Genomic DNA, 21718 nt, shown 5'->3' with positions numbered 1-21718 from the left:
TCAGCTACCTACCCTGACGATCTTCAGGGTATTGGTACCGCCCGGCTGGCCCATCGGCTCGCCGATGGTCAGCACGATGAAATCGCCGCGCTGCACCACGCCCTGCGCCAGCAGCAGTTCTTCCGCCTGCTCCAGCGCGGTGTCGCGGTCGGCGCTGGACTGCAACGGCAGCGGCACCACGTTGCGGTACAGCTGCATCTTGCGCTGCGAGGCCAGGTTGGGCGTCATCGCATAGATCGGCACATGGATGCGGTGCCGGCTCATCCACAATGCGGTGGCGCCGGAATCGGTCAGCGCGGCAATCGCCTTCACCTGCAAATGATAGGCCGTGAACAGCGCACCCATCGCCACCGACTGGTCGATGCGCGAAAAGGTCTGGTTCAGGAAATCGGTGTCGAGCTGCACCACCTCGGACTTCTCGGCTTCGACGCAGACCGCGGCCATGGCTTCGACGGTCTCCACCGGGTAGCGCCCGGCGGCGGTCTCGGCCGACAGCATCACGGCGTCGGTGCCGTCCAGCACGGCGTTGGCCACGTCCGAGACCTCAGCACGCGTCGGCACCGGGTTGACGATCATGCTTTCCATCATCTGCGTGGCGGTGATGGTCAGCTTGTTGGCCTCGCGCGCCAGCTTGATCATGCGCTTCTGCAGCGCCGGCACGGCGGCATTGCCCACTTCCACGGCCAGGTCGCCGCGCGCCACCATGATGCCGTCGGAGGCCTGCAGGATCTCTTCCAGCACGCCCGGATGGATGGCCTCGGCGCGCTCGATCTTGGCGATCATGCGGGCCTTGTGGCCGTGCGGCTGGCCGGCCACGGCGACGAGCTGGCGCGCCATTTCCATGTCGGTGGCGTTCTTGGGGAAGCTGACGGCAACGTAGTCCGCGCCCAGGGCCATGGCGGTCTTGATGTCGTCCATGTCCTTGGCTGTCAGCGCCGGCGCCGACAGCCCGCCGCCCTGGCGGTTGATGCCCTTGTTGTTGGACAGCTCGCCGCCCACGCGCACGGTGGTGAAGATCTCGGTGCCGAACACGCGGTCCACCACCAGCACGATCAGGCCGTCATTGAGCAGTAGCAGGTCACCCGGGCCGACGTCGCGCGGCAGGTCCTGGTAGTCCAGACCGGCGCGCTCCTCGTTGCCGAGCTGGCAGTTGGAATCGAGGATGAAGGGATCGCCCGGCTTCAGCGTGATCTTGCCGTGCTCGAACTTGCCGACGCGGATCTTGGGGCCTTGCAGGTCGGCCATGATGGCGACTTCGCGCCCGCACGCCTGCGCGGCCTCGCGCACCATGCTGGCCCGGTCGATATGGTCCTGGGCGGTGCCGTGCGAGAAATTCAGCCGCACCACGTCGACCCCCGCCGCGATCATGCGCGTGAGCACCTCCAGCGAGCTGGAGGCGGGGCCGATGGTGGCAACGATCTTGGTAGAACGAGTCATGCGCGGAATTCCTTGTTCAGAGCTCGATGTCCCGGGAGGCGCGGGGATGTGGCATGCCGCCGGGGCCGGCGGATGCGTCAGCCTGCAGCGCGCTGTTCCAGCACTTCGAACGCGGGCAGCTTCTTGCCTTCCAGGAATTCCAGGAACGCACCGCCGCCGGTCGAGATATAGCCCACGCGGTCGGCAATGCCGTACTTGGCGACGGCGGCCAGCGTGTCGCCGCCGCCGGCGATTGAGAACGCCTTGGAATCGGCGATGGCCTCGGCCAGCACCTTGGTGCCGTTGCCGAACTGGTCAAACTCGAACACGCCTACCGGGCCGTTCCAGACGATGGTGCCGGCGGCCTTGAGCTGCTCGGCCAGTTGCACGGCGGTCTTGGGGCCGATGTCGAGGATCATGTCGTCGTCGGCCACGTCCTTGACGTCCTTGACGGTGGCCGCGGCGGTGGCGCTGAATTCCTTGGCGCACACCACGTCGACCGGGATCGGCACCGAGGCGCCGCGCCTGGCCATGATGTCGATGATGGCCTTGGCGTCGCCGATCAGGTCGGCTTCGGCCAGTGACTTGCCGATCTTCAGGCCGGCAGCCAGCATGAAGGTATTGGCGATGCCGCCGCCGACGATCAGGTTGTCGACCTTGTCGGCCAGCGACTTCAGGATGGTCAGCTTGGTCGAGACCTTGGAACCGGCCACGATCGCCACCAGCGGACGCGCCGGCTGGCCCAGGGCCTTGCCCAGCGCGTCGATCTCGGCGGCCAGCAGCGGGCCGGCGCAGGCGCTCGGGGCGTATTTGGCGATGCCGTGGGTGGTGGCTTCAGCGCGGTGGGCGGTGCCGAAAGCGTCGTTGACGTAGACGTCGCACAGCTTGGCCATCTTCTGCGCCAGCTCGTCGCTGTTCTTCTTCTCGCCCTTGTTCACGCGGCAGTTCTCCAGTAGCACCACCTGGCCCGGCGCCACTTCGACGCCGTCGACCCAGTCCTGCACCAGCTTGACCGGCTTGCCCAGCAGCTCGGACAGGCGCGTGGCGATCGGTGCCAGCGAATCCTCGGGCTTGAGCTCGCCTTCGGTCGGGCGGCCCAGGTGGGACGTGACCATCACCGCCGCGCCGGCGTCCAGGCACGCCTGGATGGCGGGCACCGAGGCGCGGATGCGGGTGTCCTCGGTGATATTGCCGGCGTCGTCCTGTGGCACGTTCAGGTCGGCGCGGATAAACACCCGCTTGCCGGAGATTTTGCCTTGGGAAATCAGATCGGAAAGACGCAGGACAGAGGTCATGGCGGTGGTTGGCGCGAGATTTCGCTGAAAAATCGGGGAAACGGGCATTTTACCTGATCGCGGTCAACGCTTTGCCGATTCCGGGCTGAATCGCCTTCCCGTGTGCCGCTACCGGCACAACCGTAACGACCTTCCGCACCGCGGGGCATCCCACCCCCACCGAAGAAGGGTCCTGGGGATACCCCCGTGTTCCCCCGAGTGCGGTAATGTATGCAACGTCTGCTAGATCAGACACGTAGCCAATGCAGAGCCGCCCCGATAGCGGCCATAAGAACAAAGAAAGCGGAAATAACAATAATCATCCGGGCGTGCGCGGGGGCGCACCGCCGGGACCGCGCATTTTTGTCGCGAATGCAGGGGGTAGTCAGATGAAAGAAGCCGACATGCACGGAGCGATCCGTGGCTTGTACGAGGGCATTCTCGATCCCGGTGCCTGGCAGCAGAGCCTGCGCACCCTGACGGAACTGGCCGGCACGGCCCACGCCTCGATGATGGTCTGGGACACCGTGCGCGACCAGGTCACGGTCAACGAAATCGTCAATCCGGTGGTGGAGCTGTTTACGGAATACCAGTCGGACTACCAGGCCATCGATCCGGCCAAGCATTTCGCACCGCGCATGCGGCCGGGCGACTGGTATATCGACGCGCGCGAACTGGGCGAGGGCGCAATGGCGCGCCACCCGTTCTACCGCGATTTCTTCCATCGCTTCGACCTGCACTCCTACGTGGCCTGCCTGGTCGCGCGCCAGCCGCACTATGAGGTCTATTTCTCGATGCAGCGCGCGCGCACGCAGCCGCTGTTCTCTGCTGGCGATACCGGCGGCCTGGACTGGATCATCCCGCATATGCGCAGCGCCATGGCGATGCGCGACCGCACGCTGGGGCTGACGGTGCTGGCGCGCCTGTCGACGCAGCTGGTGGAGCGCCTGAATTTTGCGCTGCTGGTGTTCTCGCCACAGCGCCAGGTGCTGCTGAGCAACCGCGCCGGCGAGCGCTGGGTGCGGCGGCTGGACCCGGCCGGCAAGGTCTCCGAATGGACCCTGTCGCGCCCCTTCGCCGAGATGCTGCAGGCCGCCTGTGATCCGCAGCACCCGGTAGCCGCGCAGGCCGCGCGCGCCAGCGACGGCAACGGCACCACCGCGCAGGTGATCGTGCTGCCGCTGCCACCCTCGCATGCCTTTGCCGAGCAGTGGCAGGAGCCAGCGGCGCTGGTGGTGGTGCATGAGGCGGACAGCGCGCCGCTGTTGCTGGCGCCCGTGCTGCGCGACCTCTACGGCCTGACGCGGGCGGAAACCCGGCTGGCCACGCAACTGGCCACCGGCCAGGGCCTGCCCGAAGCGAGCCAGCAGCTGAACATCCGCCATGAAACGGCGCGCACGCAGCTCAAGGCCGTGTTCCACAAGACCGGCACCAACAGCCAGGCCCAGCTGACCCACCTGCTGGCGCGCCTGGGTGCGGCGCTGGAGGGGGGCGCGCCGCCTGCCTGACGGGCGTCCCCAGCTCACCGTCTGGAGCACGCCAGGCGTGCCAGCCGGCGCCGATCCGGCGGCCGGCCCCCGGCACGTTACCAGGCTCGAAAAGTACCAAAAATACAAAAAAGAAGAAGGGAACCCATGAGCGACACACAGATGCACGAGACCATTCGCGCGCTGTACGAGGGAATCTTTGATGCCGAGGCCTGGCAGCGCAGCCTCGGCGCACTGTGCCAGGCCAGCGACAGCGTGCATGCCGCGCTGGTGGTGCTGGACACCGTCCACGAGCGCGTGCTGGTCAACCAGGTAATCAACCAGGTGCCGGAAGAAGTGGCCGCCTATCACGAGTACTACGAAGCCATCGACCCGGCGCTGCCGTTCGCGCCGCGCATGTCGGTGGGCACCTGGTATATCGATTCGCGCGAGCTGGGCGCGTATGCGATGCGGCATTCGCCCTTCTATGGCGAGTTCTTCCGCCAGTTCGGGCTGTCATCGCTGATGGCCTGCCTGGTTGAGCGCAAGCCGCACTACGAGGTGTTCCTGTCGCTGCAGCGCCCGCAGGGCCGCGACCACTATTCGCCCGAGGATGCGCGCGCGCTCGACTGGGTGATCCCGCACGTGCGCCACGCCATCGCGCTGCGCGACCGCACCCACCAGGTGTCGGCGCTGGCGCATGCCTCGTCCCAGCTGATGGAGCGGTTGCCCTTTGGCGTGATCGTGTTCCAGGACGACGGCAAGGCCTTGCTGACCAACAGCATCGGCGAAGCCTGGGTGCGGCGGCTGCTGCCCGCGGTGTCGATCGAAACCAGCGCCGCGGCGATGTCTGCCACGGGCCTGCGCCAGGAAGAATGGCGCCTGTCGCGCCCGTTCGCCGAGGCGCTGCGCGCCGTGTCCGACCCGGCCAACCCGCAGCCGGCGCAGGCGCTGCGCGCGGTCGACGGCGCCGGCCGCCAGGCGCAGATCATCCTGCTGCCACTGCCGCCGGCCCATCACCTGGCCATCGACTGGCAGCGCCCGACCGTGCTGGTGGCGATCCACGAACCCGGCATCGCGCCGGTGACGCTGCCGGCCGTGCTGCGCGATCTCTACGGGCTGACGCCGGCGGAAACGCGGCTGGCGATGCAGTTGTCATCGGGCATCGGGCTGCCCGAGGCGTGTGAGTTGATCGGCATCCGGCGGGAGACTGGGCGCACGCAGTTGAAGGCGATTTTTACCAAGACTGCGACGGGGACGCAGGCGCAGTTGGCGCATTTGTTGACGCGGTTGGGGGTTAGGGGGTAAGGGGGGATTGGGTTGGGGTGTCTTCGTGCTGAAGCTGTGCCTGTGGCAGGCATCTGGTAGGTGCTCGACGGCCCTCCGCTGCGGCCGGCATCTCGTAGCTGCGCGACGGCCACCTCTGCGGTTGGCATCTGGTAGATGCTCGACGGCCCCCCCTTCAATCAACCGACGCCCCTACCGTCTTAACCACCCCCGCCCACTTCTGCCGATCCGCCTTCACCGTAGCCTTGAACTGATCCACCGTCTCAACCCGCGGCGTGTTGCCGGCGTCAACCAGCTTCTGCCGAATCGCCGGCGTTTCCAGCGCCACCTTGACCGCGTCATTGATCTTGCGCGCGATCTTCGGGTCCAGGCCCTTGGGGCCGAAGAAGCCGAACCAGATGGTGCTGTTGAAGCCCGGCACGCCGCTCTCGGCGATGGTCGGCACGTCGGGGATCACCTGCACGCGCTGTTTGGTGGTCACGCCCAGCAGGCGCACCTTGCCGGCGCGGTACTGCGGCAGCACGCTCTGCACCTGGTTGAAGATGCAGCAGACCTCGCCCTTCACCACCGCCTGCAGCGCATCGGGGCCGCCCTTGTATGGCACGTGGACCATGTCGAGTCCGGCGCGCGCGTTGAACTCGGCAAACGCCAGGTGCGTGCCGGTGCCGTTGCCGGTGGACGCGAAGTTGTACTTGCCGGGGTTGGCCTTGACCTTCTCGATGAATTCCTTGACCGATTTCACGTCGATCACGGCCGGGTTGACGGTCAGCACGTTGGAAACCTCGACCAGCGGCGCGACCGGGGTGAAATCGGCTTCGGCATCAAACGGCAGGTTCTTGTACAGCGCCGGGTTGATGCCGTGAGTGGCGGCGGTGCCGAGCAGCAGCGTGTAGCCATCCGGCCTGGCGTGCGCCACCACTTCGGAGGCGACGTTGCCGCCGGCACCGGGCCGGTAGTCGTAGATGATGGTGGTCTTGAGCGACTTCTGCAGCGATTCCTGCAGCGTGCGGCCGACGATGTCGACGCCCGAGCCGGCGGTAAAGCCCATCAGGATCGTCACCGGCTGCGTCGGCCATTCGCCCGGGCCCTGGGCGCGCGCCGGACCGGTCACGGCGGCGGCGGCGCACAGCGCGGCCAGGCCGGCGCCCAGGCGGGAAGCGGAACGGAAGGACAAGCGCGGAAGCAGGCGGGACGAATTAGGCATGGGGGCACCGTCGGAAAGAGTCAGGACTGAACAAGGGGCCGGCCGGGATCTGAGCCCCGGGCCAGCGCCACAAGATAGCAAGGTTCCTGCCAAAACCAAACGACCAAGTTCGCTTGAGGGTATGCCGTGCGGGCATATGGTGCACCACAGCGTCCCGCACCGCACCGGTCAGCGCCGCAGCAACCCCACCAGTTCGTCGATCTCCGGCAACGGCGCGCCCGTGCCCGCCGCGCTGTCGTCGTCGGCTTCCAGCAGGCCGTCGGCCAGCGCGCGCTTGTCGCGGTGCAGGTCGACGATGCGCTCCTCGATGGTGCCGGCATTGATCAGCCGGTACACCGTCACCGGGCGCTGCTGGCCGATGCGGTGCGCGCGGCCCATGGCCTGGTCTTCGGCGGCGGGGTTCCACCACGGGTCGGCGATGATCACGTAGTCGGCCGCGGTCAGGTTCAGGCCGAAGCCGCCGGCCTTCAGGCTGATCAGGAAGACATCGCCCTCGCCCGCCTGGAAGGCGGCCACGCGGCGCGTGCGCTCGGCCGCGGGGGTGGCCCCGTCCAGGTATTGCAGCGCCAGCCCGGCGCACTCAAGCCCCTGGCGCAGCAGCTGCAGGAAATCGACGAACTGGCTGAACACCAGCGTCTTGTGGCCACTGGCGGCGAGCTCGCCGGCCAGGTCGACAAAGGCGCGCAGCTTGGCGCCCTCCGATAGCTGGCCGCTGATCTCGGGCGTGACCAGGCGCGGATCGCAGGCCGCGCGGCGCAGCCGCATCAGCTGCGCCAGCACGTGGATGCGTGCCTGCGCCTGGTGCTGGGCCTGCGCCAGGGCGCGCGCCCGTGCTCCCGCCGGCGCGCCTTGGGTGGCCTTGCGCGCGGCTTCCACGCGCGCCAGCGCGGCCTCGGCTTCGGTCTGGGCCTGGCGGCGCAGCGCCTCGTAGTGGGCAGCCTCGACCGGCTCGGGCTCGACCCGGATCACCAGCTCCGTGCGTGGCGGCAGTTCGTCCAGCACCTGCGCCTTGGTCCGGCGCAGCACGAAGGGCGCGATCATGCGGCGCAACCGCTGGCGCGCCTCGCGCACGCCGCCGCGCTCGATCGGGTTGGCGAAGTGTTCGTTGAAGCGCGCCAGCGAGCCCAGCAAACCCGGGTTGCAGAAGCGCATCACCGACCACAGCTCGGCCAGCCGGTTCTCCACCGGCGTGCCGGTCAGCGCCATGCGGAAGCCTGACGGCAGCTCGTACATCGCCTGCGCGCGCCGCGTGACCGCGTTCTTGAACGCCTGCGCCTCGTCGGCGACCACGGTGTTCCAGTCGCGCGCGCAGAAGTCCTTGCGCGCCTGCTGCAGCAGCGTGTACGAGACGATCACGAGGTCATGCGGACCGGCCTGGGCCAGCAGGGTTTCGCGTTCGCCTTCCGCGTAGACATGGACGTTGAGCGTGGGCGCGAAGCGGCGCGCCTCGGCGGCCCAGTTGCCGCACACCGAGGTCGGCGCGATCACCAGCGCGGCGCCGCCGCCGGCGCGCGCCACCAGCACCGCCAGCGCCTGCAGCGTCTTGCCCAGACCCATGTCGTCGGCCAGGCAGGCGCCCAGGCCCGAGGCGGCCAGCGTCATGGCCCAGCGATAACCGGCCTCCTGGTAGGGGCGCAGTTCGGCCGCCAGCGTCGGCGGCACCGCGATCTCGGTTTCGCGCGCCGCGCGCAGGCGGGCGATGCGCTGGCGGAAGTGCGCATCGGGGTCGATGCCAACGCCGGCCAGCACGTCGTCCAGCCACGGCGTGGCCATCTGCGGCACGCGGATGCCGTCAGGGACGCGCTCGCCGACGCCGGCGAGGTCGCGCAGCCGGCCGCGCAGCGCGCGCGTCAGCGCCACGTAGACGCCCTGCCCCATCGGCACGAAGCGCCCGGCCTGGCTGCCGGTCCAGTCGATCAGCTTGCCCAATTCCAGCACCAGCCCCTCGGCCACGCGCAGCTCGCCCGCCAGCCGGTACCACGCGCCGCGGCTTTCGATCTGCACGCCGAGTTGCGGCAGGTCGGCCGGCAGCACGCGGATCTCCTTGCCGCGCGGCCATTCCACGGACTGCACCGCGGGCAGTCCGGGCAGTGCTTCCAGCACGGACAGCGCGTCTTCGGGATCGTCCAGGGTCCAGGTGTACTCGCCGCCCGGCGGCGACTGGGTCACCAGCACCGGCAGCGCGGCGAAGACCTCGGCCACGCTCGCCAGCTCGGCCTCGAGGTCGCGCTGCGTGGCCAGGGTCTCGCCACGCACCGCGGCCATCAGGCGCTCGCGCCCCGCACCGGGGGCCAGGCGTGGCCCGAGCGGGCCCAGCGGCGTCACCACCAGCCGCAGCGAGATGCCGCGGGCCACGGGCGCCACTTCGGCGCGCAGCCGCGTCTCGGCCTCCACCGCCCGCGTGCCGACTGCCTGGTCGGCATGGACCTGGAAGTGGCCTGCCAGCGCGCGCAGGGTCTGGTCAAGCTGGGCCTGGCCGTCCGCGGGGATCGCCAGGCCGTCACCGACCAGCCGCGCGGCATCGAACTGCGCCGGGGTGTAGCGGATCACCCGCAGCCGGTGCGGGCCGTCGCGCACCACCGTGACCTGGCGCAGCGCCTCGGCCTCCTGGCGCGCGGCGGCGGGCAGGTAGGCCTCCATCGCCGGCGCCTCGCGCACCGGCGGGAAGATGCGCAGCACGTAGCGGCCGGCGCTGTGGACGGCTTCCAGCGCGGGCGCGTCCTCCACCATCTCCAGCGTCTGCGACGGCGCATGCGCCAGCACCACGCCCGGGTGGCCCACCAACGCCATCACCGCGGCGGCACGGTCCAGCACATAGCGCCGGTTGTGCGACTGGTCGCGGCGGATGGCGCACGCCACGCGGGCATCCCACGGCTCGAGCCGGTCGTCCTCGGCGACCCGGGCCAGCGGCACCGGCTTCGGCTTGCCCCAGCCGCGCGCGCCGCGCACCTGCTCGAGCGGCTCGATCGTGCCCGGCGCGCCGTCGGCGTCCAGCGTCAGGGCCCACAGCAGGCGCCGGGACTCGGCGCCTGCTGTGGGTTCGGCGCCGGCCAGGGCCCGCAGTGCTGCCAGCGCCTGCTGCCAGTCGCGGCCCGGCGCTGGGCTGGCGCCGTCCTCGCCGGGTTCGGGCAGGTCGTCATGGCCGGGATGTGTGGTCAAAGGCACGGCGGTTCTGGGATGTGGGAACGTGCAACAACGGCGGGAACAGCAAGAAATGGCGTCCGAAATGCGGCAAACGCCCGGAAAAGAGGATTCTAGACCGCCGCAACGCCTGCATCGCGTTGTGACCCATGCCCCCGCGGCTTACAATGTCGTTTTTGCTAATTTGACGGCGCTGGGAGAATAGACATGTCGATGGCGGATCGCGACGGCAAGATTTGGATGGACGGCAAGCTGATCGAATGGCGCGACGCCAAGATCCACGTGCTGACGCATACGCTGCACTACGGCATGGGCGTGTTCGAAGGCGTGCGCGCCTACAAGACCCCCGAAGGCACCGCCATCTTCCGCCTGAAGGAGCACACCCGCCGCCTGTTCAACTCGGCCAAGATCTTCCAGATGGTCATGCCCTTCGACGAGGCCACCCTGGAAGCCGCCCAGCGCGAAGTGGTGCGCGCCAACAACCTGGAATCCTGCTACATCCGCCCGCTGGTGTGGATCGGCTCGGAAAAGCTGGGCGTGTCGGCCAAGGGCAACACCATCCACGTGGCGATCGCGGCCTGGCCGTGGGGCGCCTACCTGGGCGAGGAAGGCATGGAGCGCGGCATCCGCGTGAAGGTCTCCTCCTTCACCCGCCACCACGTCAACGTGTCGCTGGTGCGCGCCAAGGCGAGCGGCTACTACATCAACTCGATCCTGGCCAACCAGGAAGCCACCGGCCTGGGCTACGACGAAGCGCTGCTGCTCGACACCGAGGGCTACGTCAGCGAAGGCTCGGGCGAGAACGTGTTTATCGTGCGCAACGGCGTGATCTACACCCCGGACCTGGCCTCATGCCTGGACGGCATCACCCGCGACGCCACGCTGACCATCGCGCGCGACCTGGGCATCGAGGTGCGTGAAAAGCGCATCACCCGCGACGAGATGTACTGCGCCGACGAAGCCTTCTTCACCGGCACCGCCGCCGAAGTCACGCCGATCCGCGAACTGGACGACCGCATCATCGGCGAAGGCCGCCGCGGCCCGGTGACCAAGCAGATCCAGGACGCGTTCTTTGCCGCCGTGGGCGGCACCGAAGAAAAGTACAAGAAGTGGCTGACGCTGGTCTGAGCACCGGCTTCCAGCCCTTTTGCGCCATGCGCCCGTGATTGCGGGCGCGGCACACCCGCTGTTTCATCGAACAATAAGCTTGACTCCCCGCAACACCATGACGCAAACCGCCACCATCATCGAAATCGGCGCTGAAGACATTCCGCTGCACTGCCCCACCGCCAACACCCCGGCATGGAACTACCATCCGCGCGTGTTCCTCGACGTGGCGGACACCGGCGAGGCCAAGTGCCCCTACTGCGGTACCGTCTACAAGCTCAAGCCGGGCACCGTGCTGAAGGGCCACCACTGACCCGAGCCGCCGGTTTTCGCACTACCCTGACGCTCCGGGCCGCCGCCCACAGGCGGCCCGGAGCGTCGGCGTTCCCGGCGTCCGCGCCGGCGTGCCGGCTCCAAGCGCCCCGCCCATGAAGAAAGCCCTCGTCATCGCCCCCAACTGGATCGGCGACGCCCTGATGGCGCAGCCGCTGTTCGCGCTGCTCAAGGCGCGCCATCCGCGCCTGGTCATCGACGCCCTCGCGCCCAAGTGGGTGGCGCCCGTGCTAGCGCGCATGCCCGAGATCGGCCGCGTGTTCCCGTCCGACCTCGCGCACGGCAAGCTGCAGCTGTCTGCGCGGCTGATGTTCGCCCAGCAGCTCAAGAACGAAGGCTACGATCTCGCCTATGTGCTGCCGAACTCGCTCAAGTCGGCGCTGATCCCGTGGCTGGCCGGCATCCCGCTGCGCATCGGCTATCGCGGCGAAGCGCGCTTCGGCATGCTCAACATCCGCCACGCCAACCCGCCGCGCGACAAGCGCCCGCCGATGGTGGAGCATTACGCCCGCCTGGCGCTCAAGCCCGGCGCGCGCCTGCCTGAAAACCTGACCGAGCCGCGCCTGCGCGTCGACCCGGCGCGCGTGGCGGCCACCGCCGAGCGCTTCGGCATCGCGCCGCACGCACGCGTGATCGCGTTCTGCCCGGGCGCCGAGTTCGGCCCGGCCAAGCGCTGGCCGGCCGGCCACTTTGCCAAGCTGGCGCAGATGCTGCGGCGCTCCTACCCGTACGCGCAGATGATCACCCTGGGCTCGGCCAAGGACGCCGAGATCGCCAACGAGATCGTCAAGGAAGCGCCGTTCGTGCGCAACCTCTGCGGCCAGACTTCGCTGGACGACGCCGTGGACCTGCTGGCGCTGTCCGAGGCCGCGGTCTGCAACGACTCCGGCCTGATGCACGTCACGGCGGCGCTGAACCGGCCGCAGGTGGCCGTATTCGGCTCGAGCGATCCGCGCCACACGCCGCCGCTATCACAGGCTGCGAGTATCATGTGGCTGCAGCTGGAGTGCAGTCCGTGCTTCAAGCGCGAGTGCCCGCTGGGGCACCTGCGCTGCCTGAAAGAAATCGAACCAGAAATGGTGTTCGTCGAGTTGCGCACGCTGCTGCACCGGCCCCGGCCGCAGCCCTGAAGACCCCTGACACTGCCACCATGCCTCGTTTTGCCCGCCTGTTCGATTCCGCCGAAGACATCGTCGAAGCCTTTCGCGAAGCGCTCAAGCTGCGCGATGCCGACGGCGCGCTGCGCCTGTGGCTGGACGAGGACTCGATCACCTGCGTGCTGCCCGACGGCCAGCGCCTGATCGGCCACGAACAACTGCGCCAGGCGTTCTCGCAGTTGCTCGAGGAGCAGCCGGTGCTGGTCGATGCCATCGAAACCAGCAGCCATGCTTCGATGGCCGTGTCGATCTTCGACGTGACCGAGGCGCTGCGCTTTGGCAGCGACCGCGTCGAGGCCGACCTGTTCGTGCACACCACCTATGTGCTGATGCAGAACCACGAAGGCTGGCGCCTGGCGCATATCCACTGCAGCCCGGCCAACGCCGTGCAGGTCGCCGCGGTGGCGGCCGCGCCGGGGCAGGCGCTGCACTGAACCCGCACGGCCGCGCCGCGGCCTGCTGCAATACCGAGCCGGCATGACGCAGCTTCCGCACCACCGCCTGCCGCACGCCGTGCAGGTGGATTCCTCTCCCTCCCTCACGCCGGCGCATGGCTACGGCGACGGCATGACGATGCCCTGGTGGCTGCGCGGCAGCCACGCCCAGACCATCATCCCCGCCCGCTTCACCCGCCGGCCGCCGCGTGTGACATTCCGCCGCGAGCGCTGGGACACACCAGACCAGGATTTCATCGACCTGGACTGGACCACCCACGCCGTCGAGCCCGATTCGCCCCTGGTAGTGATGTTCCACGGCCTCGAGGGCGACTCGGGCAGCCACTATGCGCAGGCGCTGATGCATGCGCTGTCCGTGCGCGGCTGGCAGGGCGTGATCCCGCACTTCCGCGGCTGCTCGGGCGAGCTCAACGTGGCGCCGCGCTTCTACCATTCGGGCGATTCCGCCGAGATCCGCTGGGTGCTGGAGCGCATGCGCCGGCATCACTGCGCCGAAGGGCGCAAACTGCTGGTGGTGGGCATCTCGCTGGGCGGCAACGCGCTGCTGCGCTTCCTGGGCGAGGAAGGTGGCGCCGCCAGCCATGTGCATGCGGCGGCGGCCATTTCCGCGCCGCTGGACCTGGCGGCAGGCGGGGCGGCGCTGTCGGTGGGCTTCAACATGGTCTATACGCGCATGTTCCTGCAGACGCTCAAGCGCAAGTCGCTGGCCAAGCTGGAGCAGTTCCCCGGCCTGTTCGACCGCGACACCATGCTGGCCAGCCGCGACCTGTACGCCTTCGACAACGTGGTCACCGCGCCGCTGCATGGCTTTGTCGATACCGACGACTACTGGCGCCGCGCCGCCAGCAAACCCGTGCTGCGCGAGATCGCCGTGCCCACGCTGGTGCTGAACGCACGCAATGACCCCTTCATGCCGGCCCGGCACCTGCCCGGCCCGGCCGAGGTCAGCCCGCAGGTGTGGCTGGAGCAGCCCGAGCACGGTGGCCATGTCGGCTTCATGACCCCGGACGCCAGCTGGCGACGCCACCTGCCGCTGCTGCCCGCCGGGCAGTTCGGCGGCCATATCGAATGGCTGCCGGCGCGGATCCTGCGCTTTTTCGACAGCATGATGTGAGGCGGGCGCGGTACCGCCGCCCGCCCGCAGAGGAGACAGAACATGGACGAGATCGTCAGGCAAGCCATGGCGCGCTGGCCCAACGTGCCCAACGCCTACGGCTGGCTCGCGCTGGATCGGCGCGGCCAGTGGCGCCTGCGCAACGAGTACGCCCAGGAGCACGGGCTCTCGGGCGATCCGATCCGCCACGAGGCGCTGGTCGCCTTCATCGAACGCAACTACCTGTGCGACGAGCGCGGCGCCTGGTTCTTCCAGAACGGGCCGCAGCGGGTGTTCGTGTCGCTGGCCTATGCGCCGTGGATCGTGCGGCTGCACGAGGGCACGCTGCGCACGACCACGCAGCAGCCGTTTGCGCTGCAAGCCTGCTACGCCGACGAACATGGCAACGTGGTGCTGGCCGGCACCGTGGAAGGCATGGCGGCAGATGCCGCGCCGGCGCTGCAGGCCGCGCTGCTGCACGACCACGACCTGGAACTGTTCAGCGGCGCCAGCACGTGGCACGGCGAGGCCTGCGGCACCGAACTGGGCGTGTTCCATCACGCCGGCCGTGACCTGCCGATCGAGCCGATCGCCGAGGACGAGGTGCCGAAGCGCTTCGGCTTCGTACGCCAGCCGGAGCCGCCGGCGGCCTGAACGCAGTGCTGAATGCAGTGTGAAAGGCGGCGGTACCCGCTGTCAGTTCGGTATGCCCTTGCTGTCCTGCTTGTCTTCGCGGTACTGGCGCTCCAACTGGTGCAGCCGCGCATCGACTTCCGACAGCGCATAGAAATCGCCGTCGCCGGCCTTGCGCGCGATCTGTAGTTGCTCGATGGCGGCCTGGTAGGCGCCGTCCATCGCATACTTCTCGGCCAACGCCTGGTGCTGCTGCAGCCGCTTGCCCTGGCCCGCGTAGGCGCGCGCCAGCATCTCCCACCATTCGCTGCGGGTGGTTTCCTGGCGCGTGCGTTCGCGCAGGAAGCGCACCGCGTCGTCATAGCGGCCTGAGCCGACCAGGGTCTCGGCATAGACCACGGACACCGCGTGCGACAGCGGGAAGGCCTTCATCGACGCGCTGGCCTGGCTGAGCGCCTCGGGCACGCGGCCCTGCGCGCGGGCCAGTTCGACCGCCATCACATCCAGCATCGGGCTGCCGGAACTGGCGCCGGGGATGGTGCCATAGAGCCGCCGGGCCTCGGCAAGCTCCTGCTCGCCGGCGGGGTAGCGGCCCAGCCGCTGCTCGGCAAAGGCAATACCGTAGTGCAGCGCCGGCGCCCGCACCGCCGACGCGCCCGGCAACTGCGCGCGCAGCGCGGAACGCAGGTTCTGCAACTCGCCCGGCGACGACTCCTGGATCACGCGCGCGCGCATCCGCGCGAACTCGTACTCCGGCGTATTGGCGACCTTGCGTTCGCTGACATGCCTGACGCGGTCCTGCATGTCGGCGATCCGCTCCGAGGTCAGCGGGTGGGTGCGCACATAGGACGGCACCGAGTTCTCGGCGGTGCCGGACACGCGCTGCAGCCGCATGAAGAAGTCCGGCATGCCCTGCGGGTCGAAGGCCGCCGCGGTCATGATCTGGAAGCCGACGCGGTCGGCCTCGCGCTCGGCACCGCGCGAGAACGACAGCTTGTTGGCGATGGCCGCGCCCTGCCCGCCCATCGCCAGCGCCGCCGCGGCATCGGGGCTGCGCGTGGCGGCCAGCCCCGCCAGCACCATCGAAGCCAGCGCGATCCACATCGACTGGTCCTGCGAGGTGATGCCGCGCGCGATATGGCGCTGCATCACGTGGCCGATTTCATGGCCGAGCACCGAGGCCAGTTCCGACTCGGTGTCGGACTGCACCAGCAGCCCGGTATGCACGCCGATATAACCACCCGGCATGGCAAAGGCGTTGATGCTGCGGTCGCGCACCGCGAACAGGTCGAAGCCGGTGGCAAAGGTGCCGGCACCGGTCGAGCCGGAAATACTCTGGCGCCGCGCGGCCTGCACCAGCCGGTAGCCGAGCGCGTTCAGGTAGTCGGACAGCAGCGGGTCCGACACGTACAGCGGGTCGCGGCGGATATCGCGCATGAAGCGGTCGCCCAGCCGCTTTTCCATATCCGGCGACAGCGAGGCGGTGGACGGGTCGCCCATGTCCGGCAGCTGCACGCCGCCGGCTTCCACCACGGGATTGTTGGTGCGCAGGCCGAACTCGGATTTCTGGCCGGCCTTTATGCTGCGGTTCAGGTTGTCGTAGACCTGGTCGCTGGCCTCCGACGAGACCGTCGGCGCCGGTGCCGGCGGTGGGCGGCTGACGGCTGTCGTCGCGGCCGGCGTGCCCGCTGCCGCCGGCGTCCGGGGCGTACCCTGCGGCCATGCCGGCGCCGCGAAGGTCAGCGCCAGCAGCGCCGCCAGCGGCCGCCGCCAGGGCGCCCATGCGCCGCCATCGCCACGATGTGACGCACAGCCGCCAGGAACGGCGTCCGCCGCGGCGTCACGGCCGCGTGCGGCAGACCTGCGAAGCGAAGGGTGTTTTGGCATGTTGCTATGATAGCGGCCTCCAGTAGCCGTTCCCATCGGATGGTTCTCTCACACACCGAAGGCCACCCGCCCGAAGTCCCGCCGGAAATTCTGCCATGTCCCAGCTCACCCATTTCGATACCGCCGGACAAGCCCATATGGTCGACGTCGGCGACAAGGCCAGCACGCACCGCGTGGCCGTGGCCACCGGCACCATCACCATGCAACCCGCCACCTTTGCGCTGGTGCGCGACGGCAGCGCCAAGAAGGGCGACGTGCTGGGCATCGCGCGCGTGGCGGCGATCATGGCCACCAAGCGCACCGCCGACCTGATCCCGCTGTGCCACCCGATCGGCCTGACCAAGGTCGCGGTCGAGTTCGCGCTGGACGAAGCGGCCGCCACCGTCGCCTGCACCGTGCGCACCGAGACCCGCGGCCAGACCGGCGTGGAAATGGAGGCGCTGACCGGCGTGCAGGTGGCGCTGCTGACGATCTACGACATGTGCAAGGCGGTGGACCGGGGCATGGTGATGGGCAATGTGAAGCTGCTGGAGAAGCACGGCGGCAAGTCGGGCGACTGGGTGGCGGGCGGCACTAAGTAGTTGATCCGGCGATCCCCCGGCTCGCGGCAAAACCAGGAAGCGCAAACAGGAAACCCGCCGAAGCGGGTTGGTGGAAAGGGGGTCGGAACGAAGTAGACGTGGGGTTGCGGCCCGTATGGGTGGCCGCCTTTGGCTAAGTTCGTTCCGACTTAGGCCTCAGTCTACGAGAACCGGCTTACGTCCCGTATCGGGGTAAATCGTAATAGCGAGACGCGGAAGTGCTTCAGCGAAGCCGACTTCGATCTCGTCCATTACCACGGCTTCGTTGCTCCGTCAGGAACCTCTCACCTAGACTACATCGATCAAACCGACGAGGCAGGCCACCGTCCAGCCCCGCGCGATTTGGCGCCCCCCCACGCCCGCGCAAAGGAGATCGACCATGTTGACCCAGAAGACGAAGGACATCGTAAAGGCCACTGCACCGGTGCTGGCCGAACACGGCTTCGACATCATCAAGTGCTTCTACAAACGCATGTTCGAAGCGCATCCCGAACTGAAGAACGTGTTCAACATGGCCCACCAGGAGCAGGGCCAGCAGCAGCAGGCGCTGGCACGGGCGGTCTACGCCTATGCGGAGAATATCGAGGACCCGAGCAGCCTGATGGCCGTGCTGCAGAACATTGCCAACAAGCATGCGAGCCTCGGCGTCAGGCCGGAACAGTACCCCATTGTTGGGGAACACCTGCTGGCGGCCATCAAGGAAGTCCTGGGCGACGCCGCAAACGAGGAAATCATTTCGGCATGGGCGCAAGCCTACGGGAACCTGGCCGATGTCCTGATGGGCATGGAGAGCGATCTATATGAGCGTTCTTCGGAGCAACCGGGTGGCTGGAAGGGATGGCGCACCTTTGTGGTTCGCGAGAAGCGCCCCGAAAGCGACGTGATCACGTCATTCATCCTTGAGCCGGTCGATGGTGGTCCGGTGTTGAACTTCGAACCCGGCCAATACACCAGCGTCGCGATGGATGTGCCCGCGCTCGGGTTGCAGCAGATTCGCCAGTACAGCCTGTCGGACATGCCAAACGGGCGCAGCTATCGGATCTCCGTCAAACGTGAAGCTGGCGGGACGCAGCCACCGGGCTATGTCTCGAACCTGCTGCATGATCACGTCAATGTCGGGGATGAGGTCAAGCTGGCGGCGCCGTATGGGAGCTTCCATATCGATGTCAACGCCAAGACACCGATTGTGCTGATCAGCGGCGGCGTGGGGCTGACACCGATGATCAGCATGCTTAAGCGGGCCATACAGGACCCGCAGCGCCACGTGGTGTTCGTTCATGGCGCACGCAATAGTGTAGTACACGCTATGCGCGACCGACTACGTGAGGCGGCTAAGGCATACGAGAACTTTGATCTCTTTGTGTTCTACGACCAGCCGCTGCCTCAGGATGCGCAAGGGCGGGATTACGATTTCCCGGGACTGGTCGATGTGAAGCTGATTGAGAAATCGGTTTCCCTGCCCGATGCCGACTACTACATCTGCGGTCCGATCCCGTTTATGCGCATGCAGCATGATGCGCTCAAGAGCCTGGGCATCCATGAGGCTCGCATTCACTACGAAGTGTTTGGCCCAGACCTGTTTGCTGAATAGCAGCAAGGCAGTGGGAAGCATTCAGGGGACAAACCAGCCGCCAGCAATGCTTCCCATTGGCCCGAGACTCACGCGCCCCGTTGCGCCGTATCACACCGTCTTACGCCACTGTCGTTCCCCGGTAATAAAGGTAACGCCGCATTTCCACGTACGCCGCGCCGGCGCCGGCGCGTGACAATTTGGTATTCAATACGATTGCGGGCCGGCGCAATTCGCGGCCGGCGGTCTCTGCCCGTGGCGCGCCATATGGCGCGTGCGGGGATGAGGTGAATACCATGAACGGGCGCATGCTCTGCCAGCTGGCCCTGGCACTGGCGGCGACGGCCGCGAGCGGCGCCGCCCTCGCCGGGCGGGCCGATTTCCACGATGCCGTTTGGCACGATAGCGACGCACGCGGCGGCTTTGTCCAGACGCGCACGCGCGTCGGCGTGGGCCTCTATTTCGGGCCCGGCGTGTTCTATGGCGGCTACCCCTACGCCTACCCGGCTCCCTACTACTACCCGCCCCCGATGGTCGCCGTGCCCGCGGCGCCACCGCAGTACATCGAACAGGGCCCGAACGGCCCGGTGCCGGCCCCCGGCCCGGACAGCGCCGTGCCGCAGGATCAGGGCTGGTGGTACCACTGCAACCAGCCCGAAGGCTACTACCCCTACGTGCAGTCCTGTCCCGGCGGCTGGCAGCGCGTACCGGCCCAACCGCCGCCCAACTCCTGACGCGGGGTGACACCATGCATGCCCTGATCCGGGCCACGCTGGCCGTGGCCACCCTGACCCTCGGCGCCTGCGTCGTAATGCCCTCGGGTCCCAGCGTGATGGCGCTGCCGGGCACCGGCAAGAGCTTCGACCAGTTCCGCGCCGACGACTACAACTGCCGCCAGTTCGCGCTTGGCCAGGTGGGCGGCGTCTCGTCGTCGCAGGCCGCCAACAATGCGGCTGTCGGCAGCGCCGTGGTCGGCACCGCGCTGGGCGCGGCGGCCGGCGCGGCCTTCGATGGCGGATCGGGTGCGGCGGTGGGCGCGGGCCTGGGCCTGCTGACCGGCGCCGCGTTCGGGGCCGGCAATGCGCAGTACGCAGGCTACGGCACGCAACGGCAATACGATGCCGCCTACGTGCAGTGCATGTACGCCAGCGGCAACCGCGTGCCGGTAGCCGGTCGCGTGGCCGCGGCGCCGGCTCCGGCTCCGGCGCCGCGTTACTACTACGCGCCCCCGCCGCCGGCCTACTACGCCCCGTACTACTAGTCCCGGCGGCTCCATTCCGACAGCCGGCGCGAGCGGTCGCTGACCCACGCGCAGAACGCCTGCGGGCGCTGCTCCGGCTTCACTTCGCGGCACGCCTGCGCGATCGCCGCGTACTGCGCCACTTCATCGCCGAGGTAGTACCAGCGCAGCCGCTCCATCCACAGGCGGCCCTGCGCGGGATCGCCGGTCAGCGCCAGCAGCCAGGCGGTGCGCGAGATCATCGTCGGCGTCGGCAGCAGGTGCACCGCGGCGATATGCGCGGGCAGCAGTTCAGCCGCGTTGTCCGGCGTGATGGCGGCCTGCCCCGCGGCATCGGCCTGCGCATGCTGGCGGAACCAGAAGCGCGGCATTGGCAGTGCGTTGCGGGCCACGCCGGTCGCGTATTCGCGGGCCTCGGCGCGGCGATAGTCCTGCCACATCGTCGCCAGCACTGTCACGGCGACCACGGCGAACGCGAGCGTGAGTCCCCGCGCCAACGGCACCGGCATGCGCCAGTACCCGAAGCCCGATGGCTCCAGCCAGCCGAGCAGGAAGCAGAACGGCAGGAAGAAATACAGGTAGTGCAGCGGGTATTCGAGCATCGAATGTGCGCACAGCATCGCCAGCCAGGCGAGCATCAGCACGGTCTGGCGGCGCTCGTCGGCATCGGCCTTCCACAGCCTCGCCCGCACCACGCGCCACAGCCAGGTGGCAAGAATGACCGCGACGCCGGTCGTCCCGGCGATACCGGTCTTTGCCAGCAGGTCGAGCATGGCGTTGTGGGCATGCAGGGCCATCTCGACCTTCATGCCGACCTGCGGCAACTGCAGGAACTGTGACCAGCCGAACTCGCCCCAGCCCACGCCGAACCACGGGTGCGCGCGGAACATCGCCACGGCATGCGACCACAGTGCGCTGCGTGCGGACATCTGGTCCTTGGCTTCGAGCTGCGCGATGGTGTCGAACAGGCGCCAGTCAAGCAGCTGGCCGGCTGCGCGGATCGCCGGTTGCAGGACCAGCAGCATCACGACGATTACTACCGCGGCCACCACCAGTCCCGACGCGCGCCGCATCGGGTCCGCCTCGCGCGGTGTACCGCGCGCCAGCCAGGCTGCGACCAGCGCGTAGACTGCGGCCAGGCCGACGTGCAGCACGCCGGTGCGCGAGCCAGACAAGACGATTCCGCTCTCCAGCAGTGCGACTGCCGTGAGCCACATCGGAAAACGAAGCTTGCCGCGCGAAGCGAGCCACACGGTTGCCGCCAGCGCGAGCCCGTGCACCGTGGCCTGGTGGTTGGGCTGGTTCAGGTTGCCCCACAGGCGGCGGTTGTCGTCGTAGAAGTAAGTGGAGACGAGGCCGAAGGCGCGGGTCTCGAGATGGAACAGTTGCACCCACTGCGTAACGGTGCCGAGCAGGCCGGCGATGAGGAAGGCGGTGGCGAAGGCATCGCCGATATCCTGCGTGCTCGTTGCTGTCGCGCGGCGGTGCCACCATGCGGCGCAGGTCACTGTGGCGCCGAGGATCAGCGTGAGGACCGTGACGGTGCGGCTGCCGGTGATGTCAGGGCGGCCGAGGGCGCCGAGAATGAGGCTGATGGCGGTTAACCAGAGGAACAGAAACGAGACCCACGGTAACGACACAAAGCCTTCCGCCGTCGCAACGGCGGGCTTGCGGATCGCATGGACGGCGAAGACGGCGATGGCACACAGTGCTGCGATCCATTCGCCATAGAACGTCGCGAGCGGCAGAGTGTGCCGGGAGACTAGCAGCGGGGCGACGATTGCTGCGATGAGGGCGGCCGACGGTAGGAAGGGCCTGGACGGCTGCATCGGGGCGCCTGTTTAGGGGAAAAGGCGCATGATAGCTTGGGGCGT

General features: G+C 68.3%; 18 protein-coding genes. 12 read left to right on the top strand and 6 right to left on the bottom strand.

Going from position 1 to position 21718, the window contains the following annotated elements:
- Together pyk and ABNX08_RS02790 are read right to left on the bottom strand one after the other, a co-directional pair.
- Positions 1–1437 carry a pyruvate kinase gene (gene pyk, locus ABNX08_RS02795; protein WP_022533650.1) on the bottom strand — a complete coding sequence of 479 codons (1437 nt, stop codon included), beginning with the start codon at positions 1435–1437 and terminating at the stop codon, positions 1–3.
- 77 nt (positions 1438–1514) lie between these two features.
- On the bottom strand, positions 1515–2711 hold the full coding sequence (locus tag ABNX08_RS02790) for a phosphoglycerate kinase (protein ID WP_349605562.1): 1197 nt from the start codon (positions 2709–2711) through the stop codon (positions 1515–1517).
- Between the two features lie 368 nt (positions 2712–3079).
- Here ABNX08_RS02790 and ABNX08_RS02785 point away from each other — a divergent pair, with 368 nt between their 5' ends.
- Both ABNX08_RS02785 and ABNX08_RS02780 read left to right on the top strand, forming a co-directional pair.
- On the top strand, positions 3080–4198 hold the full coding sequence (locus ABNX08_RS02785) for a helix-turn-helix transcriptional regulator (protein ID WP_349605561.1): 1119 nt from the start codon (positions 3080–3082) through the stop codon (positions 4196–4198).
- Between the two features lie 126 nt (positions 4199–4324).
- A complete protein-coding gene (locus ABNX08_RS02780; RefSeq protein ID WP_349605560.1) occupies positions 4325–5464 on the top strand; it encodes a helix-turn-helix transcriptional regulator in 1140 nt (379 codons plus the stop codon).
- Between the two features lie 154 nt (positions 5465–5618).
- Here ABNX08_RS02780 and ABNX08_RS02775 read toward each other — a convergent pair whose 3' ends face one another.
- Complete coding sequence (locus ABNX08_RS02775; RefSeq protein ID WP_022533646.1) at positions 5619–6647, bottom strand: tripartite tricarboxylate transporter substrate binding protein; 1029 nt, start codon at positions 6645–6647, stop codon at positions 5619–5621.
- A 168-nt stretch (positions 6648–6815) separates the two neighbouring features.
- Entirely contained in the window at positions 6816–9812 is a 2997-nt protein-coding gene (locus ABNX08_RS02770) for a DEAD/DEAH box helicase (protein WP_374063643.1), read from the bottom strand.
- A gap of 183 nt (positions 9813–9995) precedes the next feature.
- Here ABNX08_RS02770 and ABNX08_RS02765 point away from each other — a divergent pair, with 183 nt between their 5' ends.
- The 6 genes from ABNX08_RS02765 (at position 9996) to ABNX08_RS02740 (ending at position 14587) form a co-directional block, all read left to right on the top strand.
- The gene (locus tag ABNX08_RS02765; protein WP_022533644.1) at positions 9996–10916 is read left to right on the top strand and encodes a branched-chain amino acid transaminase; all 921 of its coding nucleotides are present in this window, start codon (positions 9996–9998) and stop codon (positions 10914–10916) included.
- A 97-nt stretch (positions 10917–11013) separates the two neighbouring features.
- Positions 11014–11208, top strand: coding sequence for a zinc-finger domain-containing protein (locus ABNX08_RS02760; RefSeq protein ID WP_010812205.1), 195 nt, complete (start codon positions 11014–11016; stop codon positions 11206–11208).
- 115 nt (positions 11209–11323) lie between these two features.
- Positions 11324–12358 carry a lipopolysaccharide heptosyltransferase II gene (gene waaF, locus ABNX08_RS02755; protein ID WP_022533643.1) on the top strand — a complete coding sequence of 345 codons (1035 nt, stop codon included), beginning with the start codon at positions 11324–11326 and terminating at the stop codon, positions 12356–12358.
- A gap of 20 nt (positions 12359–12378) precedes the next feature.
- Complete coding sequence (locus ABNX08_RS02750; RefSeq protein WP_022533642.1) at positions 12379–12819, top strand: nuclear transport factor 2 family protein; 441 nt, start codon at positions 12379–12381, stop codon at positions 12817–12819.
- A gap of 43 nt (positions 12820–12862) precedes the next feature.
- On the top strand, positions 12863–13954 hold the full coding sequence (locus ABNX08_RS02745; protein ID WP_349605556.1) for an alpha/beta fold hydrolase: 1092 nt from the start codon (positions 12863–12865) through the stop codon (positions 13952–13954).
- 42 nt (positions 13955–13996) lie between these two features.
- Positions 13997–14587: a DUF2946 family protein gene (locus ABNX08_RS02740; protein WP_022533640.1), complete on the top strand. Its 591-nt coding sequence runs from the start codon at positions 13997–13999 to the stop codon at positions 14585–14587.
- A gap of 42 nt (positions 14588–14629) precedes the next feature.
- Here the strand turns inward: ABNX08_RS02740 and ABNX08_RS02735 are convergent, their stop codons facing one another.
- Positions 14630–16453, bottom strand: a complete 1824-nt coding sequence (locus tag ABNX08_RS02735; protein WP_349605555.1) for a M48 family metalloprotease — start codon at positions 16451–16453, stop codon at positions 14630–14632.
- A gap of 95 nt (positions 16454–16548) precedes the next feature.
- Between ABNX08_RS02735 and moaC the strand changes: the two genes are divergently transcribed.
- From moaC to ABNX08_RS02715, 4 genes are all read left to right on the top strand, one after another.
- Entirely contained in the window at positions 16549–17034 is a 486-nt protein-coding gene (gene moaC / locus ABNX08_RS02730; RefSeq protein WP_022533638.1) for a cyclic pyranopterin monophosphate synthase MoaC, read from the top strand.
- A 379-nt stretch (positions 17035–17413) separates the two neighbouring features.
- On the top strand, positions 17414–18625 hold the full coding sequence (gene hmpA, locus ABNX08_RS02725) for an NO-inducible flavohemoprotein (RefSeq protein ID WP_349605554.1): 1212 nt from the start codon (positions 17414–17416) through the stop codon (positions 18623–18625).
- A 275-nt stretch (positions 18626–18900) separates the two neighbouring features.
- Positions 18901–19338, top strand: a complete 438-nt coding sequence (locus ABNX08_RS02720) for a hypothetical protein (protein WP_349605707.1) — start codon at positions 18901–18903, stop codon at positions 19336–19338.
- Positions 19339–19352: 14 nt separating this feature from the next.
- Positions 19353–19865: a hypothetical protein gene (locus ABNX08_RS02715; protein WP_349605552.1), complete on the top strand. Its 513-nt coding sequence runs from the start codon at positions 19353–19355 to the stop codon at positions 19863–19865.
- Here the strand turns inward: ABNX08_RS02715 and ABNX08_RS02710 are convergent.
- Positions 19862–21673, bottom strand: a complete 1812-nt coding sequence (locus ABNX08_RS02710) for a Wzy polymerase domain-containing protein (protein ID WP_349605551.1) — start codon at positions 21671–21673, stop codon at positions 19862–19864. The genes ABNX08_RS02715 and ABNX08_RS02710 overlap by 4 nt on opposite strands.
- Between the last annotated feature and the right edge of the window lie 45 nt (positions 21674–21718).

Origin of the sequence: Cupriavidus sp. DF5525 (assembly GCF_040149425.2) — a bacterium.
Lineage (GTDB): Bacteria > Pseudomonadota > Gammaproteobacteria > Burkholderiales > Burkholderiaceae > Cupriavidus > Cupriavidus pickettii_A.
This window is presented reverse-complemented; position numbering and strand designations above follow the sequence as displayed.